This is a genomic window from Mesorhizobium sp. CNPSo 4661, assembly GCF_057784215.1.
This window is the reverse complement of the sequence record NZ_JBWGIO010000013.1, coordinates 89139-113527: the sequence shown is the minus strand read 5'-3', so window position 1 is coordinate 113527 and position 24389 is coordinate 89139. Positions and strand designations below refer to the sequence as shown.

The 24389-nt window shown below is 64.2% G+C and carries 26 protein-coding genes and 2 pseudogenes; 10 read left to right on the top strand and 18 right to left on the bottom strand.

Features of this window, described 5'->3' with window-relative positions; genetic code table 11:
* Positions 1-30 precede the first annotated feature (30 nt).
* The 12 genes and pseudogenes from AC0YKC_RS20705 to AC0YKC_RS20650 form a co-directional block, all read right to left on the bottom strand.
* The gene (locus AC0YKC_RS20705) at positions 31-3018 is read right to left on the bottom strand and encodes a 2-oxoglutarate dehydrogenase E1 component (protein ID WP_320298101.1); all 2988 of its coding nucleotides are present in this window, start codon (positions 3016-3018) and stop codon (positions 31-33) included.
* A gap of 137 nt (positions 3019-3155) precedes the next feature.
* Positions 3156-4058, bottom strand: coding sequence for a succinate--CoA ligase subunit alpha (gene sucD / locus AC0YKC_RS20700; protein WP_488512355.1), 903 nt, complete (start codon positions 4056-4058; stop codon positions 3156-3158).
* Positions 4059-4070: 12 nt separating this feature from the next.
* On the bottom strand, positions 4071-4568 hold the full coding sequence (locus tag AC0YKC_RS20695) for a DUF1579 family protein (RefSeq protein ID WP_488512354.1): 498 nt from the start codon (positions 4566-4568) through the stop codon (positions 4071-4073).
* Between the two features lie 3 nt (positions 4569-4571).
* Positions 4572-4991 carry a PIN domain-containing protein gene (locus AC0YKC_RS20690; RefSeq protein ID WP_488512353.1) on the bottom strand — a complete coding sequence of 140 codons (420 nt, stop codon included), beginning with the start codon at positions 4989-4991 and terminating at the stop codon, positions 4572-4574.
* Positions 4981-5211 carry a hypothetical protein gene (locus AC0YKC_RS20685; protein ID WP_320298104.1) on the bottom strand — a complete coding sequence of 77 codons (231 nt, stop codon included), beginning with the start codon at positions 5209-5211 and terminating at the stop codon, positions 4981-4983. Before AC0YKC_RS20685 ends, AC0YKC_RS20690 begins: the two co-directional genes overlap by 11 nt.
* Positions 5212-5267: 56 nt before the next feature.
* Positions 5268-5639, bottom strand: a complete 372-nt coding sequence (locus AC0YKC_RS20680) for a cupin domain-containing protein (RefSeq protein ID WP_320298105.1) — start codon at positions 5637-5639, stop codon at positions 5268-5270.
* A gap of 4 nt (positions 5640-5643) precedes the next feature.
* Positions 5644-6837: an ADP-forming succinate--CoA ligase subunit beta gene (sucC, locus tag AC0YKC_RS20675; protein WP_320298106.1), complete on the bottom strand. Its 1194-nt coding sequence runs from the start codon at positions 6835-6837 to the stop codon at positions 5644-5646.
* 40 nt (positions 6838-6877) lie between these two features.
* The gene (mdh, locus tag AC0YKC_RS20670; protein ID WP_112100953.1) at positions 6878-7846 is read right to left on the bottom strand and encodes a malate dehydrogenase; all 969 of its coding nucleotides are present in this window, start codon (positions 7844-7846) and stop codon (positions 6878-6880) included.
* 420 nt (positions 7847-8266) lie between these two features.
* Positions 8267-8521 (bottom strand): annotated as a pseudogene (locus AC0YKC_RS20665) (GIY-YIG nuclease family protein).
* Between the two features lie 228 nt (positions 8522-8749).
* Positions 8750-9952, bottom strand: a complete 1203-nt coding sequence (gene zapE, locus AC0YKC_RS20660) for a cell division protein ZapE (RefSeq protein ID WP_488512352.1) — start codon at positions 9950-9952, stop codon at positions 8750-8752.
* A 254-nt stretch (positions 9953-10206) separates the two neighbouring features.
* A complete protein-coding gene (locus AC0YKC_RS20655; RefSeq protein ID WP_488512351.1) occupies positions 10207-10746 on the bottom strand; it encodes a protease inhibitor Inh/omp19 family protein in 540 nt (179 codons plus the stop codon).
* A 175-nt stretch (positions 10747-10921) separates the two neighbouring features.
* Positions 10922-11380 carry a hypothetical protein gene (locus tag AC0YKC_RS20650; protein ID WP_488512350.1) on the bottom strand — a complete coding sequence of 153 codons (459 nt, stop codon included), beginning with the start codon at positions 11378-11380 and terminating at the stop codon, positions 10922-10924.
* Positions 11381-11505: 125 nt separating this feature from the next.
* Between AC0YKC_RS20650 and AC0YKC_RS20645 the strand changes: the two are divergent.
* The 9 genes and pseudogenes from AC0YKC_RS20645 (at position 11506) to AC0YKC_RS20605 (ending at position 19432) form a co-directional block, all read left to right on the top strand.
* Positions 11506-12520: pseudogene (locus tag AC0YKC_RS20645) on the top strand (MBL fold metallo-hydrolase).
* Positions 12521-12588: 68 nt separating this feature from the next.
* On the top strand, positions 12589-13158 hold the full coding sequence (locus tag AC0YKC_RS20640; protein WP_488512349.1) for a hypothetical protein: 570 nt from the start codon (positions 12589-12591) through the stop codon (positions 13156-13158).
* 94 nt (positions 13159-13252) lie between these two features.
* Positions 13253-13414: a DUF1328 domain-containing protein gene (locus tag AC0YKC_RS20635; RefSeq protein WP_320298112.1), complete on the top strand. Its 162-nt coding sequence runs from the start codon at positions 13253-13255 to the stop codon at positions 13412-13414.
* Positions 13415-13554: 140 nt separating this feature from the next.
* On the top strand, positions 13555-14439 hold the full coding sequence (dapF, locus tag AC0YKC_RS20630; RefSeq protein ID WP_488512348.1) for a diaminopimelate epimerase: 885 nt from the start codon (positions 13555-13557) through the stop codon (positions 14437-14439).
* Positions 14439-15764 (top strand): tRNA (N(6)-L-threonylcarbamoyladenosine(37)-C(2))-methylthiotransferase MtaB, encoded by a 1326-nt coding sequence (gene mtaB, locus AC0YKC_RS20625; protein WP_488512347.1) that lies wholly within the window; start codon positions 14439-14441, stop codon positions 15762-15764. Before dapF ends, mtaB begins: the two co-directional genes overlap by 1 nt.
* A gap of 13 nt (positions 15765-15777) precedes the next feature.
* Positions 15778-17487 (top strand): signal recognition particle-docking protein FtsY, encoded by a 1710-nt coding sequence (gene ftsY, locus AC0YKC_RS20620; RefSeq protein WP_488512345.1) that lies wholly within the window; start codon positions 15778-15780, stop codon positions 17485-17487.
* Positions 17488-17551: 64 nt separating this feature from the next.
* Positions 17552-18208 carry a septation protein A gene (locus tag AC0YKC_RS20615; protein ID WP_320298116.1) on the top strand — a complete coding sequence of 219 codons (657 nt, stop codon included), beginning with the start codon at positions 17552-17554 and terminating at the stop codon, positions 18206-18208.
* 34 nt (positions 18209-18242) lie between these two features.
* Positions 18243-18863 (top strand): pyridoxamine 5'-phosphate oxidase family protein, encoded by a 621-nt coding sequence (locus AC0YKC_RS20610; RefSeq protein WP_434724535.1) that lies wholly within the window; start codon positions 18243-18245, stop codon positions 18861-18863.
* Positions 18864-18901: 38 nt separating this feature from the next.
* The gene (locus tag AC0YKC_RS20605; protein ID WP_488512344.1) at positions 18902-19432 is read left to right on the top strand and encodes an NADPH-dependent FMN reductase; all 531 of its coding nucleotides are present in this window, start codon (positions 18902-18904) and stop codon (positions 19430-19432) included.
* A 251-nt stretch (positions 19433-19683) separates the two neighbouring features.
* Here the strand turns inward: AC0YKC_RS20605 and AC0YKC_RS20600 are convergent, their stop codons facing one another.
* The gene (locus AC0YKC_RS20600; protein ID WP_320298119.1) at positions 19684-19890 is read right to left on the bottom strand and encodes a tautomerase family protein; all 207 of its coding nucleotides are present in this window, start codon (positions 19888-19890) and stop codon (positions 19684-19686) included.
* Positions 19891-20049: 159 nt separating this feature from the next.
* Entirely contained in the window at positions 20050-20970 is a 921-nt protein-coding gene (locus tag AC0YKC_RS20595; protein WP_320298120.1) for an SMP-30/gluconolactonase/LRE family protein, read from the bottom strand.
* Positions 20971-21265: 295 nt separating this feature from the next.
* Here AC0YKC_RS20595 and AC0YKC_RS20590 point away from each other — a divergent pair, with 295 nt between their 5' ends.
* Positions 21266-21430 carry a hypothetical protein gene (locus tag AC0YKC_RS20590; RefSeq protein WP_320298121.1) on the top strand — a complete coding sequence of 55 codons (165 nt, stop codon included), beginning with the start codon at positions 21266-21268 and terminating at the stop codon, positions 21428-21430.
* Positions 21431-21665: 235 nt separating this feature from the next.
* On the opposite strand, the gene AC0YKC_RS20585 is transcribed toward AC0YKC_RS20590, so the two are convergent.
* The 4 genes from AC0YKC_RS20585 to ccmA all read right to left on the bottom strand — a co-directional run bounded on the left by AC0YKC_RS20585 (position 21666) and on the right by ccmA (position 24135).
* On the bottom strand, positions 21666-22244 hold the full coding sequence (locus AC0YKC_RS20585; protein ID WP_320298122.1) for a DsbE family thiol:disulfide interchange protein: 579 nt from the start codon (positions 22242-22244) through the stop codon (positions 21666-21668).
* On the bottom strand, positions 22241-22414 hold the full coding sequence (gene ccmD / locus AC0YKC_RS20580; RefSeq protein ID WP_320298123.1) for a heme exporter protein CcmD: 174 nt from the start codon (positions 22412-22414) through the stop codon (positions 22241-22243). The genes AC0YKC_RS20585 and ccmD overlap by 4 nt, the downstream gene beginning before the upstream one ends.
* A 220-nt stretch (positions 22415-22634) precedes the next feature.
* Entirely contained in the window at positions 22635-23300 is a 666-nt protein-coding gene (gene ccmB / locus AC0YKC_RS20575; protein ID WP_488512343.1) for a heme exporter protein CcmB, read from the bottom strand.
* 226 nt (positions 23301-23526) lie between these two features.
* Positions 23527-24135 carry a heme ABC exporter ATP-binding protein CcmA gene (gene ccmA, locus AC0YKC_RS20570; protein ID WP_488512342.1) on the bottom strand — a complete coding sequence of 203 codons (609 nt, stop codon included), beginning with the start codon at positions 24133-24135 and terminating at the stop codon, positions 23527-23529.
* Positions 24136-24389 lie beyond the last annotated feature (254 nt).

Sequence of the window (24389 nt, the reverse complement as noted above, 5' to 3'; positions counted from 1 at the left end):
TCTTCTTGAGGTCTGTTTCGTCAGGTCTGTTTATTCACCAAGCGCGTCGTCGAGCAACGCTGCCAGCTGGCTGAGATGCTTCGACATCAACCCTGTCGCCGGCGAGGCCGAGGCCGGCCGCCCGGTGTAGCGCACCCGCTGATGCTTGGCGTCGATATGCGCCAGCACCCATTCGAGATAGGGATCGATGAACGACCAGGCGCCCATGTTCTTGGGCTCCTCCTGGCACCACACCATCTCGGCATTGCGGAAACGCGACAGTTCGGTGATCAGCGCCTTGGCCGGGAACGGATAGAGCTGTTCGACGCGCAAAAGGTAAATGTCGTTGATGCCGCGCTTCTCGCGCTCCTCGTAGAGATCGTAGTAGACCTTGCCCGAGCACAGCACGACGCGGCGGATCTTGGAGTCCTTCACCAGCTTGATCGACTGGTTGGCGAGCAGCTGCGCATCGTCCCACAACAGGCGGTGGAACGAGCTTTCGCCCGACATCTCAGGCAGCGTCGACACCGCCCGCTTGTGGCGCAGCAGCGACTTCGGCGTCATCAGGATCAGCGGCTTGCGGAAATCGCGCTTCAGTTGCCGGCGCAGGATATGGAAGTAGTTGGCCGGCGTGGTGACGTTGGCGACCTGCATGTTGTCTTCCGCGCAGAGCTGCAGGAAGCGCTCCAGGCGCGCCGACGAATGCTCCGGCCCCTGGCCTTCATAGCCATGCGGCAGGAGGCAGACGAGGCCGGACATGCGCAGCCACTTGCGCTCGCCGGACGAGATGAACTGGTCGAACACGACCTGGGCGCCATTGGCGAAGTCGCCGAACTGCGCTTCCCAGAGCGTCAGTGCCTTGGGCTCGGCCAGGCTGTAGCCATATTCGAAGCCGAGCACGGCCTCTTCCGACAGCATCGAGTTGATGACTTCGTAGCCCGCCTGCGCCGCCGACAGATTGTTGAGCGGGATGTAGCGGTTCTCGTCGCGCTGGTCGTAAAGCACCGAATGGCGTTGCGAGAAGGTGCCGCGTTCCGAATCCTGGCCGGAAAGCCGGATCGGATTGCCGTCGAGCAGGATGGCGCCGAAGGCCAGCGCCTCGGCCGTCGACCAGTCGATGCCTTCGCCCGACTCGATCGCCTGGCGGCGGTTTTCGAGGAAGCGCAGGATGGTCTTGTGCGCCTCGAAATCCTTCGGCACCTCGGTCAGCTTCTTGCCGATCTCCTTCAGCGTGCGCACCGGCACGGCGGTCTTGCCGCGCCGCTGTTCGTCCTGGTTGTCGGCGGTGCGCAGGCCCGACCACGCGCCATCCAGCCAGTCGGCCTTGTTCGGCTTGTAAGCCTGGCCAACTTCCCATTCGGCTTCCAGATGCGCGCGCCAGTCGGCCCGCATCTTGTCGACCTCGGCCTGGGTGACGTGGCCCTCGGCGATCAGCCGATCGGCATAGACCTGCACCACGGTCTTATGGGTGCGGATGTTGCGGTACATGATCGGCTGGGTGAAGGCCGGCTCGTCGCCCTCATTGTGGCCGAAGCGGCGGTAGCAGAACATGTCCACCACCACCGGCTTGTGGAACTTCATGCGGAACTCGGTCGCGACCTTGGCGGCATGCACCACCGCTTCCGGGTCGTCGCCGTTGACGTGGAAGATCGGCGCCTCGATCATCTTGGCCACATCCGACGGATAGGGCGACGAGCGCGAGAAGCGCGGATTGGTGGTGAAGCCGATCTGGTTGTTGATGATGAAATGCAGCGTGCCGGCGACGCGATGGCCGCGCAGGCCCGACAGGCCGAGAATCTCGGCGATCACGCCCTGGCCGGCAAAGGCGGCGTCGCCATGCAAAAGCAGCGGCATCACCTTGGCGCGCTCCGACAGCGGCACGACCTCGCCGCGCTCGCGGCCGGCGAGCTGGTCCTGCTTGGCGCGCGCCTTGCCCATCACGACAGGGTCGACGATTTCCAGATGCGAGGGATTGGCCGTCAGCGACAGATGCACCTTGTTGCCGTCGAACTCGCGGTCCGACGAGGCGCCGAGGTGATACTTCACGTCGCCCGAGCCTTCGACTTCGTCGGGAGCGGCCGAACCGCCCTTGAATTCGTGGAAGATGGCGCGGTGCGGCTTGGCCATCACCTGGGAGAGCACGTTGAGGCGGCCGCGATGCGCCATGCCGAGCACGATTTCCTTCAGGCCGAGCTGGCCGCCGCGCTTGACGATCTGCTCCAGCGCCGGGATCAGCGACTCGCTGCCGTCGAGGCCGAAACGCTTGGTGCCCTTGTACTTGACGTCGATATACTGCTCGAAGCCCTCGGCCTCGACCAGCTTCGACAGGATCGCCTTCTTGCCGGTGGCGGTGAAGGTGATCTCCTTGTCGGCGCCTTCGATGCGCGCCTGGATCCAGGCCTTCTCTTCCGGGTCGGAGATGTGCATGAACTCGACGCCGAGCGTCGAGCAATAGGTGCGGGTCAGGATGTCCAGCATCTGCCGGATAGTGCCGAATTCGAGCCCCAGCACATTGTCGAGGAAGATCGGCCGGTCGTAATCGGCTTCGGCGAAGCCGTAATTCTCCGGCGACAGTTCGTTATAGTCCTCGAGCGGCTTGGCGATGCCGAGCGGATCGAGATTGGCGTGCAGATGGCCGCGCATGCGGTAGGCGCGGATCATCATGATGGCGCGCACGGAATCGCGCGTCGCCTGGTGCACGTCGGCGTCGGAAAGCACGGCGCCGTTGACGACCGCCTTTTCCTTGACCTTCTTTTCGATCGCCTTTTCGACCAGGCCCCAATTGCCGTCGAGCGCCGAGACCAGCTCGCCATTGGCCGTGAGCGGCCAGGAAGGCTTCGCCCAGGAGGCGCCCTTGGCGTTCTTGCGGACATCGCCCGCGTCGTCCTTCAGCGCGGCGAAGAAATCCTGCCACTCCGGATCGACCGAGCCCGGATTGTCCTCATAGGCCGCGTAGAGCGCGTCGATGTAGTCGGCATTGCCGCCATAGAGGAATGAGGTGAGCGAGAATTGGTCGTTGGCCTGATCTTGCCTTGCCATGTCGTTTCAGCGGAGCCTGGCTCCGTCTCCTTCTTGGAGCGAATAGTGAGTAGCGAATAGCGAATAGGGATCTCCCAAGCCGCGCGCCGCTACTCTTTTCCCTATTCGCTATTCGCTACTCACTATTCGCTACTCACTTAACCCTTGATCGCCTCGACCAGCGTCGTGCCGAGCCGAGCCGGCGACGGCGAAACCTTGATGCCGGCCGATTCCATAGCCGCGATCTTGTCTTCCGCGCCGCCTTTACCGCCCGAGATCACCGCGCCCGCATGGCCCATGGTGCGGCCGGCCGGCGCCGTGCGCCCGGCGATGAAGCCCGCCATGGGTTTCTTGCGGCCGCGCTTGGCTTCGTCCTTGAGGAACTGCGCGGCGTCTTCCTCGGCCGAGCCGCCGATCTCGCCGATCATGATGATCGACTTGGTCTCGTCGTCGGCGAGGAACATCTCCAGCACATCGATGAACTCGGTGCCCTTGACCGGGTCGCCGCCGATACCCACGGCCGTGGTCTGGCCGAGGCCGACATTGCTGGTCTGGAAGACTGCCTCATAGGTAAGTGTTCCCGAGCGGGAAACAACGCCGACCGAGCCCTTGCGGAAGATGTTGCCGGGCATGATGCCGATCTTGCATTCGTCGGGCGTCAGCACGCCCGGGCAGTTCGGGCCGATCAGCCGCGAGGTCGAGCGATCGAGCCGCGCCTTGACCTTGACCATGTCCATCACCGGGATGCCTTCGGTGATGCAAACGATCAGCGGGATCTCGGCCTCGATCGCCTCGATGATGGCTTCGCCCGCGCCCGCCGGCGGCACATAGATGACGGAGGCGTTGGCGTCGGTCCTCGCCTTGCCCTCGGCCACGGTGGCGAAGATCGGCAGGCTCTCGCCCTTGGCGCCGGTCCAGGTCTCACCGCCCTTCTTGGGATGGATGCCGCCCACCATCTTGGTGCCGTGATAGGCCAGCGCCTGCTCGGTGTGGAACGTGCCGGTCTTGCCGGTCAGACCCTGAACCAGCACCTTGGTATTCTTGTCGACGAGAATGGACATCGCGGCCCTTTTCTAAAATCCGTTGATCGTGGAAGGCGAGACGCGCCGGTAGACGCCGCTCACCATGTCTTGCCAGGCATCGCTGCCGGCGGGCTTGAACTGAAGTTTCATGCGGTAGGTATCAGTGCCGTCAAAACCATAGGTCACGCGGGCGGCGCCGCGCGGCGACGACCGTTCCAGGACCAGCTCGTTGCCGCTCCATGTGCCGGTGGCCGGCGCGGCCGGCACGTACCCCATCGAGTCGAACTGATGCATGGTGACGAGGCTGTTCTGCTGGTCGAAGCCGAACACATTGTGCGCGCCGAACGAGACCGTGCCGTCGCGGCGCTGGCGATAGCGCTGCACCACGAACAGGCCGCCGAACTGCGCCTCGGCCTGCACTTCCGATGTCGCCGCGCCGGCGTCGGTCCATTGCGTCGCCGCAACCTCTTCCTCGCCGCGCCACGCGCCGACCAGCGCCTGCAGGCGCTGGTGACCGTCCGAGAGGGAAGAGAAGGGCGACGCGTTCATGGCTCAGTGCGTGCGGAAAGGGTTGATGGCGACCACGGCACCGTAGGTCTGCCCATGGCTGAGATCTTCGGTGTACAGTTTCTTGACGCCAAGGCGCTCGGCAGCGGCGATGATTGCGCCGTCCCAATAGGAAATCCGATACCGCTGCGCGTTCTCGATGCCGCGCATGACCACCGCGCTGTCCAAATCCTGGCAAGGCTTCATGGAGATAGCGGCAACCCATTCGGCCGCTTTGGCCGGCGCCAGCACGACGTCGGCTCGTTTGGTCACGTTCACATAAAACTCCTGCAGCACCTGCGCCGAGGTCGAGTAGTCTTCCTTGGCAATCAACTCCACGGCGCGTTCATATTTGGCGCGCTCGGATTTGTGCCCGATGGCCGCATAAACCAAGACGTTTGTGTCGAGGAAGCACTCAGCGATCATAGAGAGCTTCCCGGTCCCAGGTCTTGCTGCCCATATCTCCCGCCGCCTCGCGCGCAAGCCTCAGCAGCGCCTGCCGCGCCTCGTCCTTCGCCTGGCGTTTCGCCGCCACCTCGGCAAAAAACTCCCGCACCATACCGTTGACCGTCGTCCGCTGTTCGGCGGCCGTCAGCTTGACCTGCTCCAGGATGACTTCCTCGACCGCCAGGGTGATATTCTTCATGTCACTTTCTCCTGCAATTCCACACAGTATATGTGTGACTGTGTGGTCATCGCAAGTTACAGCCGCTTCAAATCGGTAACGGTGAGGTCACTCTTGGCGTTGCCGGTGTTCAAGGTCGTCGCCGGCTCGAACATCAACACCACGGGCTCCGGCGTCAGCGAGCGCGGCCGGTGCTCGACGCCACGTGGCACGACGATGAAATCGCCCTCGCCGAGCTCGACCGGCCCGTCGCGGAAGTCGATGGCGATCCTGCCGCGCAGCACCAGGAAAGCCTCGTCCTCATTGTCGTGCGCGTGCCAGTCGAAGGCCTCGCCGAACTTGGCGACCTTGGCCTGGCTGTCATTGACGTCGCCGGCGATGTGCGGATCGAACACCTTGGTGATCGTCCGATCAGCCGCCTCGACCAGGTTTATCTTGCGCGGAGGCATCCGCTCAGCCCTTTACCGCCTTGACGATCTTCTTGGCCGCGTCGTCGAGGTCGTCGGCCGAGACGACGTTGAGGCCGCTGTCGTTGATGATCTTCTTGCCAAGCTCGGCATTGGTGCCTTCCAGACGCACGACCAGCGGCACCTTCAGGCCCACTTCCTTGACCGCGGCGATCACGCCCTCGGCGATGACATCGCACTTCATGATGCCGCCGAAGATGTTGATCAGGATGCCCTCGACCGCTGGATCCTTGGTGATGATCTTGAACGCTGCCGTGACCTTTTCCTTGGAGGCGCCACCGCCGACGTCGAGGAAGTTAGCCGGCTCAGCACCGTAGAGCTTGATGATGTCCATCGTCGCCATGGCAAGGCCGGCGCCGTTGACCATGCAGCCGATATTGCCGTCGAGCGCGACATAGGCGAGGTCGTATTTCGACGCCTCGATCTCCTTCTCGTCCTCTTCGGTGGTATCGCGCAGCTCCATCACGTCCGGGTGGCGGAACAGCGCGTTGTTGTCGAATGACACCTTCGCGTCGAGCACGCGCAGATGGCCGTCCTTCATGACGATCAGCGGATTGACCTCGAGCAGGCTCATGTCCTTCTCGACAAAGGCCTTGTAGAGGATCGGGAACAGCGTGCCGCCGTCCTTGGCGGCATCGCCGTCGAGCTTCAACGCGGCATTGAGCTTCTTAACGTCGTCGGCACTCACGCCCTTTTCCGGGTCGATGGCGACGGTGACGATCTTTTCCGGCGTGTCATGCGCAACCGTCTCGATGTCCATGCCGCCCTCGGTCGAGACGACGAAGGCGATGCGGCCGACCGAGCGATCGACCAGGATCGACAGATAGAGCTCGCGGGCGATGTCGGCGCCGTCTTCGATATAGAGGCGGTTGACCTGCTTGCCGGCGGGGCCCGTCTGCTTGGTGACCAGCGTGTGGCCGAGCATCTCGTTGGTGTTGGCGACCACTTCGGCCGCCGACTTCGCCAGCCGCACGCCGCCCTTGGCGTCGGGGCCGAGCTCCTTGAACTTGCCCTTGCCGCGGCCGCCGGCATGGATCTGGCTCTTCACGACATAGAGCGGGCCGGGCAACGCCTTGGCGGCCGCTTCCGCCTCGCTTGCCTTGAACACCGGAACGCCGCTTGCGACCGGCGCGCCGAATGTCTTCAGCAGCGCCTTGGCCTGATACTCATGGATGTTCATGCGCTTGGTCTCCGAGGAGGTCAATTACTTGCCGGCCAGATTATTTGCCGGCGAGGTGCGGGGCGATCTTGGTGCAGGCCTCGGTCAGGCCCTGGACGGCCGCGACCGAGGAATCGAACATCTTCTGCTCGGCCTTGGACAGGTCGATCTCGATGACGCGCTCGACGCCGCCGGCGCCGATCACCACTGGGACACCGACATAGGTGCCCTTGACGCCGTATTGGCCCGACAGATGCGCGGCGCAGGGCAGCACGCGCTTCTTGTCCTTGAGATAGGCTTCGGCCATCGAAATCGCCGACGCTGCCGGGGCGTAATAGGCCGAACCGGTCTTCAGCAGACCGACGATCTCGGCGCCGCCGTCGCGGGTGCGCTGCACAATCTGGTCGAGCTTTTCCTTCGAGGTCCAACCCATCTTGACGAGGTCGGGCAGCGGAATGCCGGCCACCGTCGAATAGCGGATCATCGGCACCATGGAATCGCCGTGGCCGCCGAGCACGAAAGCGGTGACGTCCTCGACCGAAACCTTGAACTCCTCGGCCAGGAAGTAGCGGAAACGCGAGGAGTCGAGCACGCCGGCCATGCCGACGACATGGCTGGTCGGCAGGCCGGAGAACTTCTGCAGCGCCCAGACCATCGCGTCGAGCGGGTTGGTGATGCAGATGACGAAAGCCTTGGGCGCATACTTCTTCAGGCCGGCGCCGACCTGTTCCATTACCTTGAGGTTGATGCCGAGAAGGTCGTCGCGGCTCATGCCGGGCTTGCGCGGCACGCCGGCTGTCACGATGCACACATCCGCGCCCTCGATGCCGGCATAGTCGTTGACGCCGGTCAGCCTGGAGTCGAACCCATCGACGGGGGAAGACTGCGCGATGTCGAGGCCCTTGCCCTGCGGAATGCCCTCGGCGATATCGAACAGCACCACGTCGCCGAGATCCTTGAGGCCGATCATATGGGCGAGCGTGCCGCCGATCATGCCCGAGCCGATGAGCGCTATCTTGTTGCGTGCCATGTGAGGATGTTTTCCTTTGTCTGTGACGAGGTCGTGACGGGGCCGGGAGGCCGAAAGGATGCGAGAAACCGCGAGATTTAGCCGCACCGAATAACTCCGGTGCAAGTGAAATTCAAACGATTATTTTGGGTCCAACATTTTCAATCGGTTAGATGCATCGGGAATTACGTAAACGTCAAAGTTTGTGAACCGACTGAGGGGAATTTACACAATGAACGTCGAAATCAGAAGGCTTCATCCCGGCGATGACGCCCTTGTGATGCGAGGACCCGAAAGGGGGAGATGCTCGGCAGGCCAGAGGGGGGCGCTGTCCCGCCGACCCTTCCTTCGTCATTCTAGGGCGAAGCAAGGAGCGAAGCGACGCGCGTAGACCCTAGAATCCATGCCGTGACAGTTGAGCGCCGCCACGGTGCAGAACGTTCACCAGCCAATACCGCGAAACAGCTCGAACCAGTCTGGATTGGTCTTCTCGATCAAATCAATCTTCCATTGCGTGGCCAGCGCTTCAATGACGTCTCACGCTGGATGGCGTCGGTGATGTCGACATACTCCTCATACCAGACCAGACGCTTGGCCTGTCTTGTTCTCGGGCATCCGGCGAGCAAGGTCGTTGGTGACACCGATATCGATCGTGCCGCCTTTCTGGCTTGCGGTCATGTAGACGTAGCCTGTCATGTGGCGATCTCAGTTGGCACCATTGCCAACGGCTATTCTCAACCGTTGCATTCTACGGCCTGCGTCACGGCATGGATTCTAGGGTCTTCGCGCGTCGCTTCGCTCCTTGCTTCGCCCTAGAATGACGAAGAATACGCCGCCGCTTCACGCTGTCGCGCTGGATTTCGCCAACCTCCCACGATGCAAAGGGAGTGGCGACACAATATCCTACCCTACCCTACCCTACCCCTATCTCTGCGCCTGCCTCGCCTCCGCGGCCGGCGCATTCGGCTCCCGCCGCTCCGCCCAGTCGTCCAGCCAGTCGCGGCTTTGCATCTCGACCAGACGCGAGGCGGTGCGCTCGAATTCGAACACTTCCGTACCGCGCTTGGCGGTATAGAGCCCTTCGGGCGGCGCCGCGGCGCTCATCACCAGCCGCATGCGGCGGTCATAGAGCGTGTCGATCAAAAGGATGAAGCGCTTGGCCTCGTTGCGCTTGCCTTCGCCCAGCACCGGCACATGGTCGATGAAGACGGTCGAGAAACGGCCGGCGATCGCCAGATAGTCGCGTGCGCCGAGCGGCTTTTCGCAGAGATCGGCAAAGGAAAAGCGCGCGGCGTCGCCGGCCGCGCGCGGCACGACGAGATGGCGGCCTTTCAGAGTCAGCGTTACCTCGCTGGTCGGCTGGCCGTGGGTCATCGCCTCCCAGGCATCGTCCAGCGCGCGGTCGGCCGCGGCATCGTCGGGCGTGACATAGACCGGCTGACGGTTGAGCTTTTCCTGCCGGTAGTCCTTGTCGGCATCAAGCGTCATCACATGGGCATTGCGCTCGAGCAGCGAGATGAACGGCAGGAAAAGCTGGCGGTTCAGCCCGTCGCGATAGAGGTTCTCCGGCGCCACGTTGGAGGTGGCGACCAGCACCACGCCGCTGGCGAACAGCGCCGAGAACAGGCGCGACAGGATCATCGCGTCGGCGATGTCGGTGACGGAGAACTCGTCGAAGCACAGCACCCAGGCTTCATCGGCCAGCGCCCGGGCCACCGGCGGGATCGGATCGTCTTCCTTGACGTCGCCATTCTTGCGCGCCTGCCGGTGCTTCTGGATGCGGTCCTGCACATCGGCCATGAAGTCGTTGAAATGCACGCGGCGCTTGCGACGGACCGGCAGCAGCTCGAAGAACACGTCCATCAGCATGGTCTTGCCGCGACCGACGCCGCCATGAATGTAGAGGCCCTTGACCGGCTCGCGCGGCTGCCGCTTGGCCGCGAACAGCCAGCCCAGCGCGCTCGATTTCTGCGCCAGTCTTTTTGCCGAGATCTCGTCGGTCAGCCGGTCGAGCGCGGCGACGATGCGCTCCTGCGCCGGGTCACGCGCGACCGCGCCGCTCTGGACGAGATGATCGTAGCGCTGCCTGACGGTCGCATGGGTCTGGATACCGTCGCGCAGATGCATGGATCACGTCATTTATATCGAGCAGAATGCTCTAAGAGGCACCAAGGGTATGCTGAGATTCAGGTCAGGCCGAGCCGAGAATGGTGGCTTACGAGAACCGGAGAGGAGCGTACTTGAAGTACGTGAGCACCGGCCTACGCCGGCCATAGCCTTAATTTCATTGCCATACCACTCCTTTGTGCTTCGGCCGGCGAAGGCCGGAAGCGCAGCAAGCCGCCGTTCGCAGACCGGCATCACCTGAATATCTGCATACCCTACCTTGTAAGCGAGATCGGCTGCCCGCTGGAAGTCTGGCCGTCGAACTTTTCGCCGCCCGACGAATAGAGCCTGGCCAGCGTGCCGCCGTTTTCGTCGTAAAGCGTCAGCTGCTTGCCGGCGACATTCCACGACTTGATGCCGTCGATCGGAGCCGGGCAGTGCAGCGGACCGGCGCGGTAGCCGGCGCCGAATTTGGTCTGCGGTGTCGCCACCTTGCAGCTCTGTCCGGAGACATTGACATTCCACACGCCAGCGACGCTGGCCGCGGTGAGGTCGGTGGCGCCGGCGGGCGGCGCGCCGCCCGGCGGCAGCGAGGCGACCTGGGTGTTCTTCGGCGCGGTCGGGAATTGCGACGGATCGGTGGTGCCCGGGGCTGCCGGCGGCGGCAGCTGATTCTGCGTCACCGTGCCGGAGGGCGCCGGCGTCAGCGGCGCCGGCTGCTGATCGTCCATCGACGAGAAGCGCGAGGTCGAGCAGCCGCTCGCAACCAGCGCGGCCAGCGATACGGCCAAAAGGCCAGTCCTTGAAAAATGCATCTTCAACCTCCGTCGGATCTGGCCGGGGGGAGCCATCCGCGTAATCTCCGCTCCACCAAGATGGCGAAGGTGGCAGAATTTCAACCCGATATGGTTAAAATAGGGTTTTCGAAGCGGCTGTTGCAAATTTATCGCAGCAAGGCGGCGGCACCGCGAAGATGCCAGAGACAACCTCTTAAGTTATTGAAATAACCATATTAAATCCGGGCGCTCGGCACGAACACATAACCGTCCGGGCCGGCGATGTAGCATTCGCGCAGGCCATGCGGCTTGTCGATCGAGCCGGCCAGCACGATGTGGCCGAGCGCCGCCGCCTTTTTCTCGATCGTATCGGGATCGGCGCCGTAAAGGGCAATTCGATTCCGGCTCCGCGCGTCTCGGCGCCCGCGGTGACGCCCGTCATTGGATTGTCGAGATAGGAATGGTCGGCATGCAGCATGAAGATCGAGCCCAGAAGCTCGATCGCAGCAAAGTCCTCGTCGGCATAGATGATCCGCGCGCCAAGCGCGTCACGACAGAAAGCCTCCATCGCCGCCATGTCGGTGACCAGAAGGTTGACGCCGACCCCGTGCGGCAGCGAGCGGCCGAAATCCTCGGCCTTCATCCAGGGTGTCTTGGTTCGCTTCATCGCCATGGTGGTCGTCCCCCTCCTGCGATCCTAAATGAAGCGGGCTTAGGCCATTGGCATTCGCGAGCAAAATGCTTGCACCAGGCAGGCGCGTCCTTATCTCAGGAAGGACCGAGCCGGCGGGAGACAGAATGGCCGCGAGAAGAAGAACCGCCAACCGCTATTACAGCGGCCCGCCCAGCGATCATTTCGACGGCGCCTTGTTCTTCAATCCCGGCGGCAAGCCGCCTGGGCGTTTCACCGATCTCCTCAAATGGCAGTTCGGCGGCGGGCGGGCGAAATGGCCGGCGGCCTTTCCGAGTCCCCATCCGCCGGCAAGACCGCACGTCCGGGTGGAAGGCGGCGCGCTCAGGCTCACCATGGTCGGCCATGCCTCGCTGCTCATCCAGACGGCGGGCCTGAACATCCTGACCGATCCCGGTCTGGTCGGAGCGCGCCTCGCCTTTCGCCTTTGCCGGCCCAAGAAGGATCAATGCGCCGGGGATTGCCTTTGCCGACCTGCCGCCGATCGATCTCGTGCTCGTCAGCCACAATCACTACGACCATCTCGACCTCGCCACGCTGAAGCGGCTGAAGGAGAGCCACGACCCTCTGGTGATCGCACCGCTCGGCAACGACGCCATCATCAACCGCGCGGCGCCCGGCATGCGGCTCGGCGTCCATGATTGGGGCGACAGGTTCAGCGTCGGCGCGGCTGCCATCCATGTCGAGCCGGCGCATCACTGGTCGGCGCGCGGCGGGCGCGACCGCCGCATGGCACTGTGGGCGGGCTTCGTCATCGAGACGGACGGCGGCAACATCTATTTCGCCGGCGACACCGGCTTCCATGACGGCATCAATTACCGGCTGATGGCGCAAAAGCATGGCGGTTTCCGCCTCGCCGTCCTGCCGATCGGCGCCTACGAGCCACGCTGGTTCATGGCGCCGCAGCACCAGAACCCGGAGGAAGCCGTGCAGGGCATGAAGCTGTGCAATGCCGCCTTCGCCGCCGGCTGCCATTGGGGCACGTTCCACCTCACCGACGAGCCGGTCGAGGAGCCGGCGCAGAAACTGGCCGAGGCGCTGCAGGCGCAAGACCTGCCGCCGGAGCGTTTTCGCGCGCTGAGGCCTGGCGAGGTATGGGACGTGCCCGACATCATCGTGTAGCAATAGGCTGTCGGGCCTGCGGGCGGACTTTCGACCACGATACCGAAGCAATATCCGGGAGAAGCACGATGAAGCCTTTTGCGATAGCCTTGGCTGCGCTCGCCTTGACGACGGCTACGGCCGCATCCGCAGGCGAAATCGGCGACAAGGCCGCCGAAGCGGAGAAAGCCCTCCAGTCCAACGATGCTGTAGGCGCGCTCAGCAAATTCCGCGATGCGGAGGAAGCGCTGTGGAAAGCAATGCCGCTTGCCGTGCTGAACGTGAAGCAGATCAGTTCGGCCAGCGGCTTCGGTGTCTACACGGAGCGCCCGGACCACATCTACAAACCGGGCGAAGAGATCGTGCTCTACATGGAACCGGTCGGTTATGGCTACGGCTCCGACGGGTTGGGCAACAACCAGATCGCGCTTTATGTCGACCTCACGGTGCTGACCCAGTCTGGCGAGAAGCTGGGCAGCTTCGAGAAGCTCGGCCGCGTCCAGCTCGCCTCGCGCTCGCACAACCGCGAAATGTTCTTCAAGCTGAACGTCTCCGTGGATGGATTGCCAGCCGGCAAATACCGCGCGGATTTCCTCATGCATGACGAGAACTCGCAGAAGACGGCGCCTTTCACGACCGACTTCGAGATCGCCCAATAGGATGTTTCGGCATCAGCCTCGCAACGACGGAACCAGAGTGCTGCGGACGCGTTCCTAAGTCGCTGCAAACACTGTCGATTTGCGAGGTTTTTCCATGATCAAGTGGATCATCATCCTTTTGATTGTCGCCGCTGCCGCGAGCCTGCTTGGCATGCCGGCGCTGGCCGGCGCCGCTGCCACCGGTGCGCGCGTCCTCATCGGCATCGTGCTGATCATCTTCCTGCTGATCGTGCTTGGGGTATTCGCCGTTACATAAGCGCGGCGTCTTCGCCGTCGCGGCGCGACCACTTGGTCGTCGCGGCGCGACCACTTGGTCGTCGCCAGAACCAGGCCGGACTGGTAATTCCTGCCCGTTTCCGCCATATAGCGGCCAAACGGATTGGAATGACCGCTTAGATGCCAGGCACGGCCCCCTTCGCCAAGATGAACGGCATCGGCAACGAGATCATCGTTGCCGATATGCGCGGCCGTGCCGACAAGGTGACGGCAACCGCGGCGATCGCCCTCAACGGCGACGTGGCGACCAAGTTCGACCAGATCATGGCGATCCATGATGCCCGCACACCGGGCACCGCCTATTATATCGACATCCTGAACTCGGATGGCACCAGCGCGCAGGCCTGCGGCAACGGCACGCGCTGTGTCGTCCAGGCTTTGGCCGCCGAGACCGGCCAGAAGAGCTTCACCTTCGAGACCCGCGCCGGCATCCTGAATGCCGAAGAGCATGCCGACGGCCTGATCTCGGTCGACATGGGCAAGCCGCGCTTCGGCTGGCAGGAGATCCCGCTGGCGGAAGAGTTCCGCGACACTCGTATGATCGAATTGCAGATCGGCCCGATCGACGCGCCGGTTCTCCATTCGCCCTCGGCGGTATCGATGGGCAACCCGCATGCGATCTTCTGGGTCGACAACGACGTCTGGTCCTACGAGCTCGACCGCTTCGGCCCGCTGCTCGAGAACCATCCGATCTTCCCCGAGCGCGCCAACATCACCATTGCCCAGGTCACATCGCCCGAAACCATGATCATCCGCACCTGGGAGCGCGGCGCCGGCCTTACCAAGGCCTGCGGCTCGGCCGCCTGCGCCGCCGTGGTCGCGGCCGCTCGCACCAGGCGCACCGGCCGCCGCGTCTCGCTGCTGACGCCTGGCGGCGGCGAGCTCAATGTCGAATGGCGCGATGACGATCACGTCATCCTGACGGGTGCTGCCGAATGGGAATTTTCCGGCAGCTTCGATCCCTCGACCGGCGCCTGGGCCCGCGACACCGAAAGCGCCGCCTGATGGCCGCCCTTGAAAAAGGCGCGGCCCAAGCCCTCACCGGCAAGGGTATCGACGTCGTCACCTTCGGCTGCCGCCTCAACACCTATGAATCGGAAGTGATGCGCCGCGAGGCGGAGAGCGCCGGCCTGGGCGCGCTGCAAGGCGGCGCCGTCATCTTCAACACCTGCGCCGTCACGGCCGAAGCCGTGCGCCAGGCCAAGCAGGCGATCCGCAAGGCGCGCCGTGAGAACCCTTCAGCCCGCATCATCGTCACCGGCTGCGCGGCACAGACCGAGCCGCAGAATTTCGCCGCCATGGACGAGGTCGACCTCGTGCTCGGCAATGAGGAGAAGCTCAAGGCCAACTCCTACCGCGCGCTGCCCGATTTCGGCGTGAACGACACCGAGAAGGCGCGCGTCAACGACATTTTCTCGGTGCGCGAGACAGCCGGCCACATGGTCGACGCCATCGAGGGCCGGGCGCGCGCCTTCGTGCAGGTGCAGAACGGCTGCGACCATCGCTGCACCTTCTGCATCATTCCTTACGGCCGCGGCAACTCGCGCTCCGTGCCGATGGGCGCGGTGGTCGAGCAGGTCAAGCGTCTGGCCGGCAACGGCTATGCCGAGATCGTTTTGACCGGCGTCGACATGACCAGCTTCGGCGCCGACCTGCCGGGCAGCCCGAAGCTTGGAAAGCTGGTGAAGACCATCCTGCGCCAGGCGCCGGACATGAAGCGGCTGCGGCTGTCGTCGATCGATTCCATCGAGGCCGACGACGACCTGCTCGACGCCATCGCCACCGAGCAGAGACTGATGCCGCATCTGCATCTGTCGCTGCAATCGGGCGACGACATGATCCTGAAGCGCATGAAGCGGAGGCATCTTCGCGACCAGTCGATCCGCTTCTGCGAGGACGTGCGCAAGCTGCGCCCCGGCATCGTCTTCGGTGCCGACATCATCGCCGGCTTCCCGACAGAGACCGAGGCGATGTTCGAGAATTCGGAAAGAATAGTCGAGGAATGCGGGCTGACGCATCTCCATGTCTTTCCGTTCAGCCCACGCGAAGGCACGCCCGCCGCGCGCATGCCGCAGGTTCGCCGCGATGTGGTGAAGGCGCGCGCCGCGAGGCTGCGCGCCGCCGGCGAGGCCGCCTATCGCCGTCATTTGTCGTCGCTGCCCGGCACGCGGCAGTCGATCCTGATCGAGCGCGACGGGCTCGGCCGCACCGAGGGTTTCACACTGGCCGCGATCGACGCCGGCGCGCCCGGCGAGATCGTCGAGGCCGTGATCGCCGGCCATGACGGTGCCCGACTGATTGCGGCTCCGCTTGCCGCGCAAGCCGCCTGAGACTGCGAGACGCATGGCTGGTTTTTTCAAGAAGATATTTTCGTTCGGCAAGAAAGAGGTCGTCGAGGAGCGCGTCGACGAGACCGCCCCGCTGCCGCCGATCAAATGGGATCAGCTGGACGCGCTGAAGCCGGAGGCCGATCAGGCCGCGCCGGAAGTTTTGGCGCGCGACGAACAGCAATCTGTGGCGGAGGCCGCGCCGGCGAGAGAACCGGCTCTTGAGCTTGCCCCCGCTCCGCTGCCCGAAGAGCCTACGCCCGCGCCGGCGCCGACGATCCCGCCGGAGCCCGAGCCGATCGTTCCCACCGAGCCGGAACCGCTGCCGCAGCCCGAAGAAGAACCGCAACCGGCGCCTGAGCCTGAGCCGCCGGCACCGGAGGAAGTGCCGCCGGCGCAACCTGGGCCTTCACCCGCGCCGGAACCAGCGCCTGAGCCTGTCCCGCAGGAGGTGCCCGCGCCCGCGCCGGCTGAGCCGGAGATCGCGCCTTCCCGCCCTGAACCGCAGCCCGAGCCGGCACCGGCCGAAGTGCCGACACCGCCGAGTGAGGTTCCAGCCGAGACACCTGTACCAATCGAGGTGCCGCCGGCGGAGACGCCTTCTGTAGAACCATCCGCCGAAGCGGAAATCGCGCCCCCTATTCGACAGCCCGCGCCTGTCGAGCCGCAGCCCATCCTTGCCGAGATCGCACCCGAACCGGACGCCCTGCCGTCGCCGCCAAATCCGGCCCCCGCCGCCGGCAAGGTCACGGTCTCGAAAAAGGTCGAGCAGAAGGCCGAGCCGGTGAAAGCGCCGGAGCCGGCGCCGCGGCGTTCCTGGTTCCAGCGCATGCGCGAAGGGCTCGCCCGCTCCTCGCGCGAGCTCACCGGCAACATTGCCGGCGTCTTCACCAAGCGCAAGCTGGACGAGGAGACGCTGCAAGACCTGGAGGACGTGCTGATCCGCGCCGATCTTGGCGTCGAGACGGCGCTTCGCGTCACCGATTCGCTCGCCTCCAGCCGCTATGGCCGCGACGTCTCCGACGCGGAAGTCCGCGCCGTGATGGCGGCGGAGGTGGAGAAGGTGCTGGCGCCGGTCGCCAGGCCGCTCGAGCTCGACCTTAGCCACAAGCCGCATGTCGTCCTGGTCGTCGGCGTCAACGGTACCGGCAAGACCACCACCATCGGCAAACTCGCCGCCAAGCTCACCGATGGCGGCCTGAAAGTGATGCTGGCGGCTGGCGACACGTTCCGCGCCGCCGCGATCGAGCAGCTCAAGATCTGGGGCGAGCGCACGAAATCGCCGGTCATCGCCACCAAGCTCGGCGCCGATGCGGCGGGCCTCGCCTATGACGCCTTCGAGAAGGCGAAGGAGGCCGGCTCCGACGTGCTGATCATCGACACGGCCGGGCGCCTGCAGAACAAGACCGAGCTGATGGCCGAACTGGAAAAGATCGTGCGCGTGCTGGGCAAGCTCGATCCGGAAGCGCCGCACACCGTGCTGCAGACGGTCGACGCCACCACCGGGCAGAACGCGCTGAACCAGGTCGAGATCTTCCGCAATGTCGCCGGCGTTAACGGCCTTGTGATGACCAAGCTGGACGGCACGGCGCGCGGCGGTATTCTGGTGGCGATCGCCGCCAAGCACCGGCTGCCGGTCTATTTCATCGGCGTCGGCGAGCAGGTCGACGACCTCGAACCGTTTTCCGCCAGCGAATTCGCGAGGGCGATCGCCGGCGTGGCTTGAACAAAGGCATGATCTTGGAAGGGCCGCCTGCTTTTTGGCCAGATCATGCGCAAGAAGGACTTTTATGAACATCATCGAACGCGACCCGTCCGATCCACGCCGCAAGCCGATGAATCCCGGCTTGAAGTTTCTGCTCGAGCTTGGCCCTGGCCTGGTGTTCTTCTTCACCACCATCCGCGGCGAGTGGCTGGCCGAGAAATTCCCGGTGCTCACCCATCTCGGCGAGCCGATCCTGATCGCCACCGCCTTCTTCATGGTCGCGACCGCGCTTTCGCTGAGCGCTTCCTGGCTGCTGACGCGCAGCCTGCCGCTGATGCCGCTGGTCTCGGCGATCGTCGTCTTCGTCTTCGGCGCGTTGGCGCTTTACCTGCAGGACAAGACCTTTGCCTTCATGAAGCCGACCATCATCAACTCGCTGTTCGGCGTCACGCTTCTCGGCGGACTGCTGTTCGGCCGCTCGCTGCTCGGCTACGTCTTCGATTCCGCGTTCCAGCTCGATGCCGAAGGCTGGCGCAAGCTGACCTTCCGCTGGGGCCTGTTCTTCCTGTTCCTGGCCGTGCTCAACGAAGTCATGTGGCGCAACTTCTCGGAAGCGACCTGGCTATATTTCAAGGTCTGGGGCACGATCCCGATCACCTTGCTGTTCACCTTCAGCCAGATGCCGCTGATCATGCGCCACTCGCTGGAGGAAAAGCCCAAGGAAGAGAAGGCCGGCAACTAAGGGCAAAGATTTAGACGAGATTTTAGGGGACGGCATGGAATTCCTCGCCACGCATGACGAGCTGAGGACGATCTACAAGACGCCCCGGCCGACCGACGGCTCGATTCGCAAGGAACTCAAAGCCCTCGACGGCCATTGCCGCTCCTTCATCGGCAAGAGCCCCTTCGTGCTGATCGGCTCCTCCGACGGCGCCGGCAACGCCGACGTGACGCCCAAGGGCGACAAGCCCGGCTTCACCGCCATCCTCGACAACTCCACCATCGCCATTCCCGACCGCCCCGGCAACAACCGGCTGGACACGCTGGAAAACATCATCCGCAACCCGTCGGTCGGGCTGCTCTTCCTTATTCCCGGCATGAACGAGACGCTGCGCGTCAATGGCGATGCGCGCATCACCCTCGACCCTACCTTGCGCGAACGCCTGGCTGTCGACGGCAAGGAGCCGCTGAGCGTGATCGTGGTGACGGTCAAGGCCGCCTATATGCACTGCGCCAAGGCCTTCATGCGCTCCGATCTGTGGAAGCCGGAGACCTGGTACGACCGCGCGACCCTGCCGACGCTCGGCCAGATCATCCGCGACCAGCTGGCGCTGAGCGAAAGCGCCGGCGAGATCGACCGCGAGCTGGACGACGATTACCGGCAGACCATGTGGTAGGCTTGTCGGACGACTCACCCTTCGTCCGGCTCTCTCCCTTGATCGAGATCATCGCCATATCGGGCAGCCTGCGCGCCGCCTCGACCAACGCGGCCCTGCTTGCCGCTTTGGCCGCCAACGCCCCCGCGGACTGCCGCATCCATATCTATGACGGCCTGGGCCGGTTGCCGATCTTCAACCCCGACGACGAGGGCGAGCACACGCCGCACGAAACGGCGCGCCTGATCGAGGCGGTGACCCGCGCCGACGGCGTCATCATCTCTTGCCCGGAATATGCGCATGGCGTGCCCGGCGGCATGAAGAACGCGCTGGACTGGCTGGTCTCCCGCGACGCCGCGGTGGGCAAGCCGGCGATGCTGGTGCATGCCTCGCCCCGCTCACTCTATGCGCGGGCGGCGTTGGCCGAGATCATGCGCACGATGTCGTTCGCGCTGTATGAGGAGACGCTGGAGATCGGGCTGCTGGGCAAGAAGCCGGCGGAGATGGAAGCGATCCTGGCGGAGGATGCGAGCCGCAAGGCGATGCGTGAGGCGGTGCGGGGTTTCACGGATTTTATTCGCGGACAATGAGCAGTCTTCCCTTCTCCCCTTGTGGGGTGAGAAGCGGTCCGCGTCAGCGGACGAAAAGCCAATTGCTTGGCTTTTCGAGCTTCGAACGCCCTGAGCCTGCGAAGGGCCGGGTGGTGGCCGATCCACCCCCGGCCGGGTCCCCGCTGCTCCGCAGCGTCCCGGCGTTCGCCGGCCTTTCATCGTGCCACTGGCACGATGAATTCACCTTCGGTGAACCGGCTGCTCACCCCACAAGGGGAGAAGGGAAAGAGCTACCCCTTCCTTAGCGTCTCGACGTCGGTCTTGCCGACATACCAGTCGCGCGCGTTGACCTCCTCGAACACCACCCAGACATCGTTATTGGTAAGCCCCGTGGCCTCCATGATGGCCGAGGTCACTTTCTTGGCGATGTCAGCCTTCTTGCCGGCCGGATCGGCGGCGATCACTTCCTTGACGATGCGGATGTTGACGAATGGCATGATGTCCTCCCCTTGAGTTCTGCCGGTCGGCTTCAGGCGACGGTTTCGCAATTCGCTCCGGCAAAGCGGATAGCGGCGGTTGCGGGAACCGCAGCGCGGCGGGCGCTGCGGGGATGCGCAGAAAGGCTAGCAAGGGCCAGAAAAGCGCCTGCAGCAGCTTCAAAATGTTTTCGCCCCGTTCACCATGAGCCGCACCATGTAGAGCGAGGTGGTGCCGGCGATGTAGAGGCAGTTGAGCTTGTTGCCGCCGAAGACGCAGTTGGCGGTCACTTCCGGCACCTTGACCTTGCCGATCAGCGTGCCGTCGGGGTCGTAGCAATGGATGCCGTCGGCAGCACTTGTCCAGATGCGTCCGTCGGAATCGAGCCGGAAACCATCGAACAGGCCGGCGGTGCAGTCGGCGAACACCTTGCCGCCGGAAACCTTCTTGCCGTGCTTGCCGATAGTGAAGACGCGCATATGCGCCGGGTTCTTCTCGCCATGCGTGCGGCCGGTGTCTACGACATAGAGCAGGCTTTCGTCGAGCGAGAAGGCGAGACCGTTCGGCCGCACCATATCGGTGATGACGGCCTCGACATCGCCTGTCTCCGGATCGACGCGATAGACGTTGCAGGCGCCGATCTCGCTTTCGGCCTTGTCGCCCTCATAGTCGGTGTCGATGCCGTAGCTCGGATCGGTGAACCAGATCGAACCGTCGGAGCGTACGACCACATCGTTGGGCGAGTTCAGCCGCTTGCCCTTCCACTTCTCTGCGATGGTGGTGATAGAGCCGTCGAATTCGGTGCGGCTGACGCGGCGGCCGGAATGCTCGCAGGTCACCAGCCGGCCCTGCCGGTCGACCGTGTTGCCGTTGGAGTTGCCGGACGGCTGCCGGAACACGCTGACGCTTCCGTCGGTCTCGTCATAGCGCAGCATCCGATTGTTCGGGATGTCCGACCAGACGACATAGCGGCCGGCGGCGAACCAGGCCGGCCCTTCCGCCCAGCGGCAGCCGGTGAACAGCTTTTCCACCTGCGCGCTGCCGTTGAAAAGGCGCGCGAAGCGCGGATCGAGAACTTCGTAATAGTCTGCGGCCGCCATGCATTCTCCTCCCGGCATTCATGTGACGGGCAAATCAAGCCAGCCCGAAGGCGATCTGGCAAGACGGCAGGCCAGGATTTGTATGACAAAACGGATGAGAACTGCGTGAAGCGGGCCGGTCATGAGATGCCGCGCCGGACGCATAGCCTGTTAGCCCGCGATTAACTGGCTATGCGCTGGTTGCAATGGTGCATTGCAACATCTTTCTTTTGCAACGCACCATTCCTATGTCATCATTGCAATCGTCAGGGAGGAAACACCGGCCGCGTGTACGCGGCATAGAAGGAACCCTGTCATGTTCGACAATTTTGTCTCCCGCGCCCGCGCCAGCATGGCCAAGCGCCGCCACTACAACCGCCTCGTCGCCGAAATCGAGAACCTGTCCAGCCGCGATCTCGCCGATCTGCGCGCCGACCGTTCCGAGATGCTCTACCAGGTCCACAAGCAGATCTACGGTTGAGCGGCAGGCCGATCGCCCGGCCACTTCGTCATTCTCGGGCTTGACCCGAGAATCCATTCCGTGACTTTCGAGCGTCGCAGCGATGCGGAACGCGCGCTGCACAAGCGCCAATTCTAGACCGCCGTGCTCCACGATCAGCGTCACGGAATGGATTCTAGGGTCTGCGCCGCGTCGCTTCGCTCCTTGCTTCGCCCTAGAATGACGACGCAAGGATTCGTCTTGACCTGGGGGCGCCTCAACCCGGCGCCGCCAGCGCTTTCTCGATCTGCGGCAGCAGCAGGTCCCGCGCCGATTCCGGCGTCAGCGGCCCGACATGCTTGTAGGCGATCTTGCCGTCCTTGCCGATGACGAAGGTCTCCGGCACGCCATAGACGCCCCAGTCGATCGCCGCGCGCCCGGCCGGATCGACGCCGATCGCCTGATAGGGATTGCCGAGATCGCCAAGGAAGCGGCGGGCGTTTTCCGGCTGGTCCTTGTAGTTCAGCGCGGCAAGCGTGAAGCGCTTGTCCTGCGACAGGCCGAGCAGCACCGGGTGCTCTTCCCGGCACGGCGCGCACCAGGATGCGAACACGTTGACCAGCGTCACCTTGCCGGCAAAGTCTTTTGACTCAAGCCCCGGCAGGCTCATCCCTTCGAGCGGCGGCAGGCTGGTCTGCGGCGCCGGCAGCCCGATCAGCGCCGAGGGGATTTCCGAGGTGTCGCGGCCCGAAAGCAACTGCGACAGGAACAGCCCCGCCAGTCCCAGGAACACCAGCAGCGGCAAAAGCACGAACAAGCGGCGGCGCGGCGCCGAAGCTTCGGTCTCGCTGTTCACGGTTTTGCCGCCCCGGATTTGTCGGAGCGCCGCCGCACGCCGGCCGCCTCCAGCGCCGCGAGCTCACGTTTGCGCCCCCGCTGGTCGAGCAGGATCCAGCCGATCAGCCCGGCGAGCACGACGGCCGTGATGGCATAGGCGGCGGTGACGAACAGGGCGTGAGCGCTCATGTCGGCCGCACCCCACTATCCGTCATGCCAATCGTTGCGATCATGTCTTCCCCTGGAGCGTTTCACCGTCTCCACTGAGACAGCGATCCGCCGTATTTCCTTGTCTTTGCGCAATTGCGCGCGGGAAATCGCCCGCACTTTCATGGAATTGCTCTACCCCCAGCGCGCCCGCCCCGCAATTTGTCGCGGTGCCGCAGTGAAAAACAACGTCTTCGTCGTCTCAATCCGTCCCGTGCCGCAACGCCAATGCCGCCGCCAAGGGGCCAATCACCGCAAGAAACAGCGTCAGCGCGGCGAGAATGAGGAAAGGCTGCAGGAACGGCGCCGGATCGGCGACGGCGCCATAGCTTGCCGAAACACCGAAGATCAGCACCGGGATGGTCAAGGGCAGCACCAGCACCGAAATCAGCAATCCGCCGCGCGGCAGCGCCACCGCCACGGCAGCCCCCGCGGCGCCGATGAAAGTGATGGCCGGCGTGCCGATGAGAAGGGTGAGCGCCGTGGCGCCGATGCCCAGCGGCTCCATGTTCATGAACAGGCCGAGCAAGGGAGCCGCGACCACCAGCGGCAGCACGCTGCCCGCCCAGTGCGCCAGGCATTTCGTCAGCACCGTCAGCGCCAGCATATGACGGTCGCCGTTCAACACCAGCAGGTCGAGCGAGCCGTCCTCGCGATCGGCCTGGAAGAGGCGATCGAGCCCGAGCAGGCAGGCGAGCAATGCGGCGATCCACAGGATCGCCGGGCCGATGCGCGACAGGAGATTGAGATCGGGGCCGACGCCGAACGGGATGGTGACGATGACCGCGAGGAAGAAGATGACGCCGATCAGCGCCCCGCCGCCGGCGCGGATGGAGAGGCGAATGTCGCGCAGGAAGAGAGCTAGCATTGGCGAAGCGCCTCTCTGGCACGATCGCCCTCTTTGCGAACGTCGCGTTCCTTCACACCCCCCTCTGGCCTGCCGGCCATCTCCCCCGCAAGGGGGGAGATCGAATATCGCGTAGGTTTTCGCCAATCACCAACGTCGAAAAGGAGATGCCGGCGCCGAAGCTGCCAATCTCCCCCCTTGCGGGGGAGATGCCCGGCAGGGCAGAGGGGGGTGCCTCGCGCCACCATCAAACGGTCTCCCCCATCCCCAACACCTTCGCCCCTTCCAACCCCAACGGCAGATGCGTGGCTGCGACCAGAATCCCACCTTCGCCGAGATGCCCCCGCATCAGCCCCGCGAACCGCTCCTCCGAGGCCTTGTCCAGCCCCGCCGTCGGCTCGTCGAGCAGCCAGACCGGCCGCCGACTGACCAGAAGCTTGGCGATCGAAGCCCGTCGTCTCTGCCCGGTCGACAGATAGCCGAAGGGCAGATGGCCGAGCCCGCCGAGCGCCACCGTCTCCAGCGCCTCCTCGACCCCCAGTCCGGGCTCGCCCTGAAACGCGCGCCAGAAGCCGAGATTCTCCTCGACGCTGAGCGCCGTCTTCATCGCGTTGAGATGACCAAGGTAATGCGAGGCCGAGGCGACGGTCGGGAAAGCCTCGCCGCCACCTTCGACAAGCACTTTGCCCGCGGCGGCTGGCAGCAGGCCGGCGACTACCCTCAGCAGCGTCGATTTGCCCGACCCGTTCGGACCGGTGACGATAAGCGCCTCGCCCTTGTCGAGCGCGAAGCCGATGTTGGAAAAAACCGTCTCGCCGCCGCGCTCGCCGCCCAGATTTTCGGCGATCAGCCGCATTCTTTGCCCGTCCCGAAAGCACCGTTTCGCGGCCGCCGCCGCATCGCACAAATTTGCCTTTCGACTGTCTAGAACTATTCAAGGAAATTCTCTATATGCGGTTCATCCGTGCCAGCGGTCGGCGCGGGAACAGAATTTGCGCCGAACCAGCGCACGCGCCGCCTTGAACGGCTCGGGTTGCTTGGGAGCGGACAGCGGAAATGGCCGTACCCGCACCTTTGCGCGTGATTGCATGCCATCGGCGTCCGTTCCCT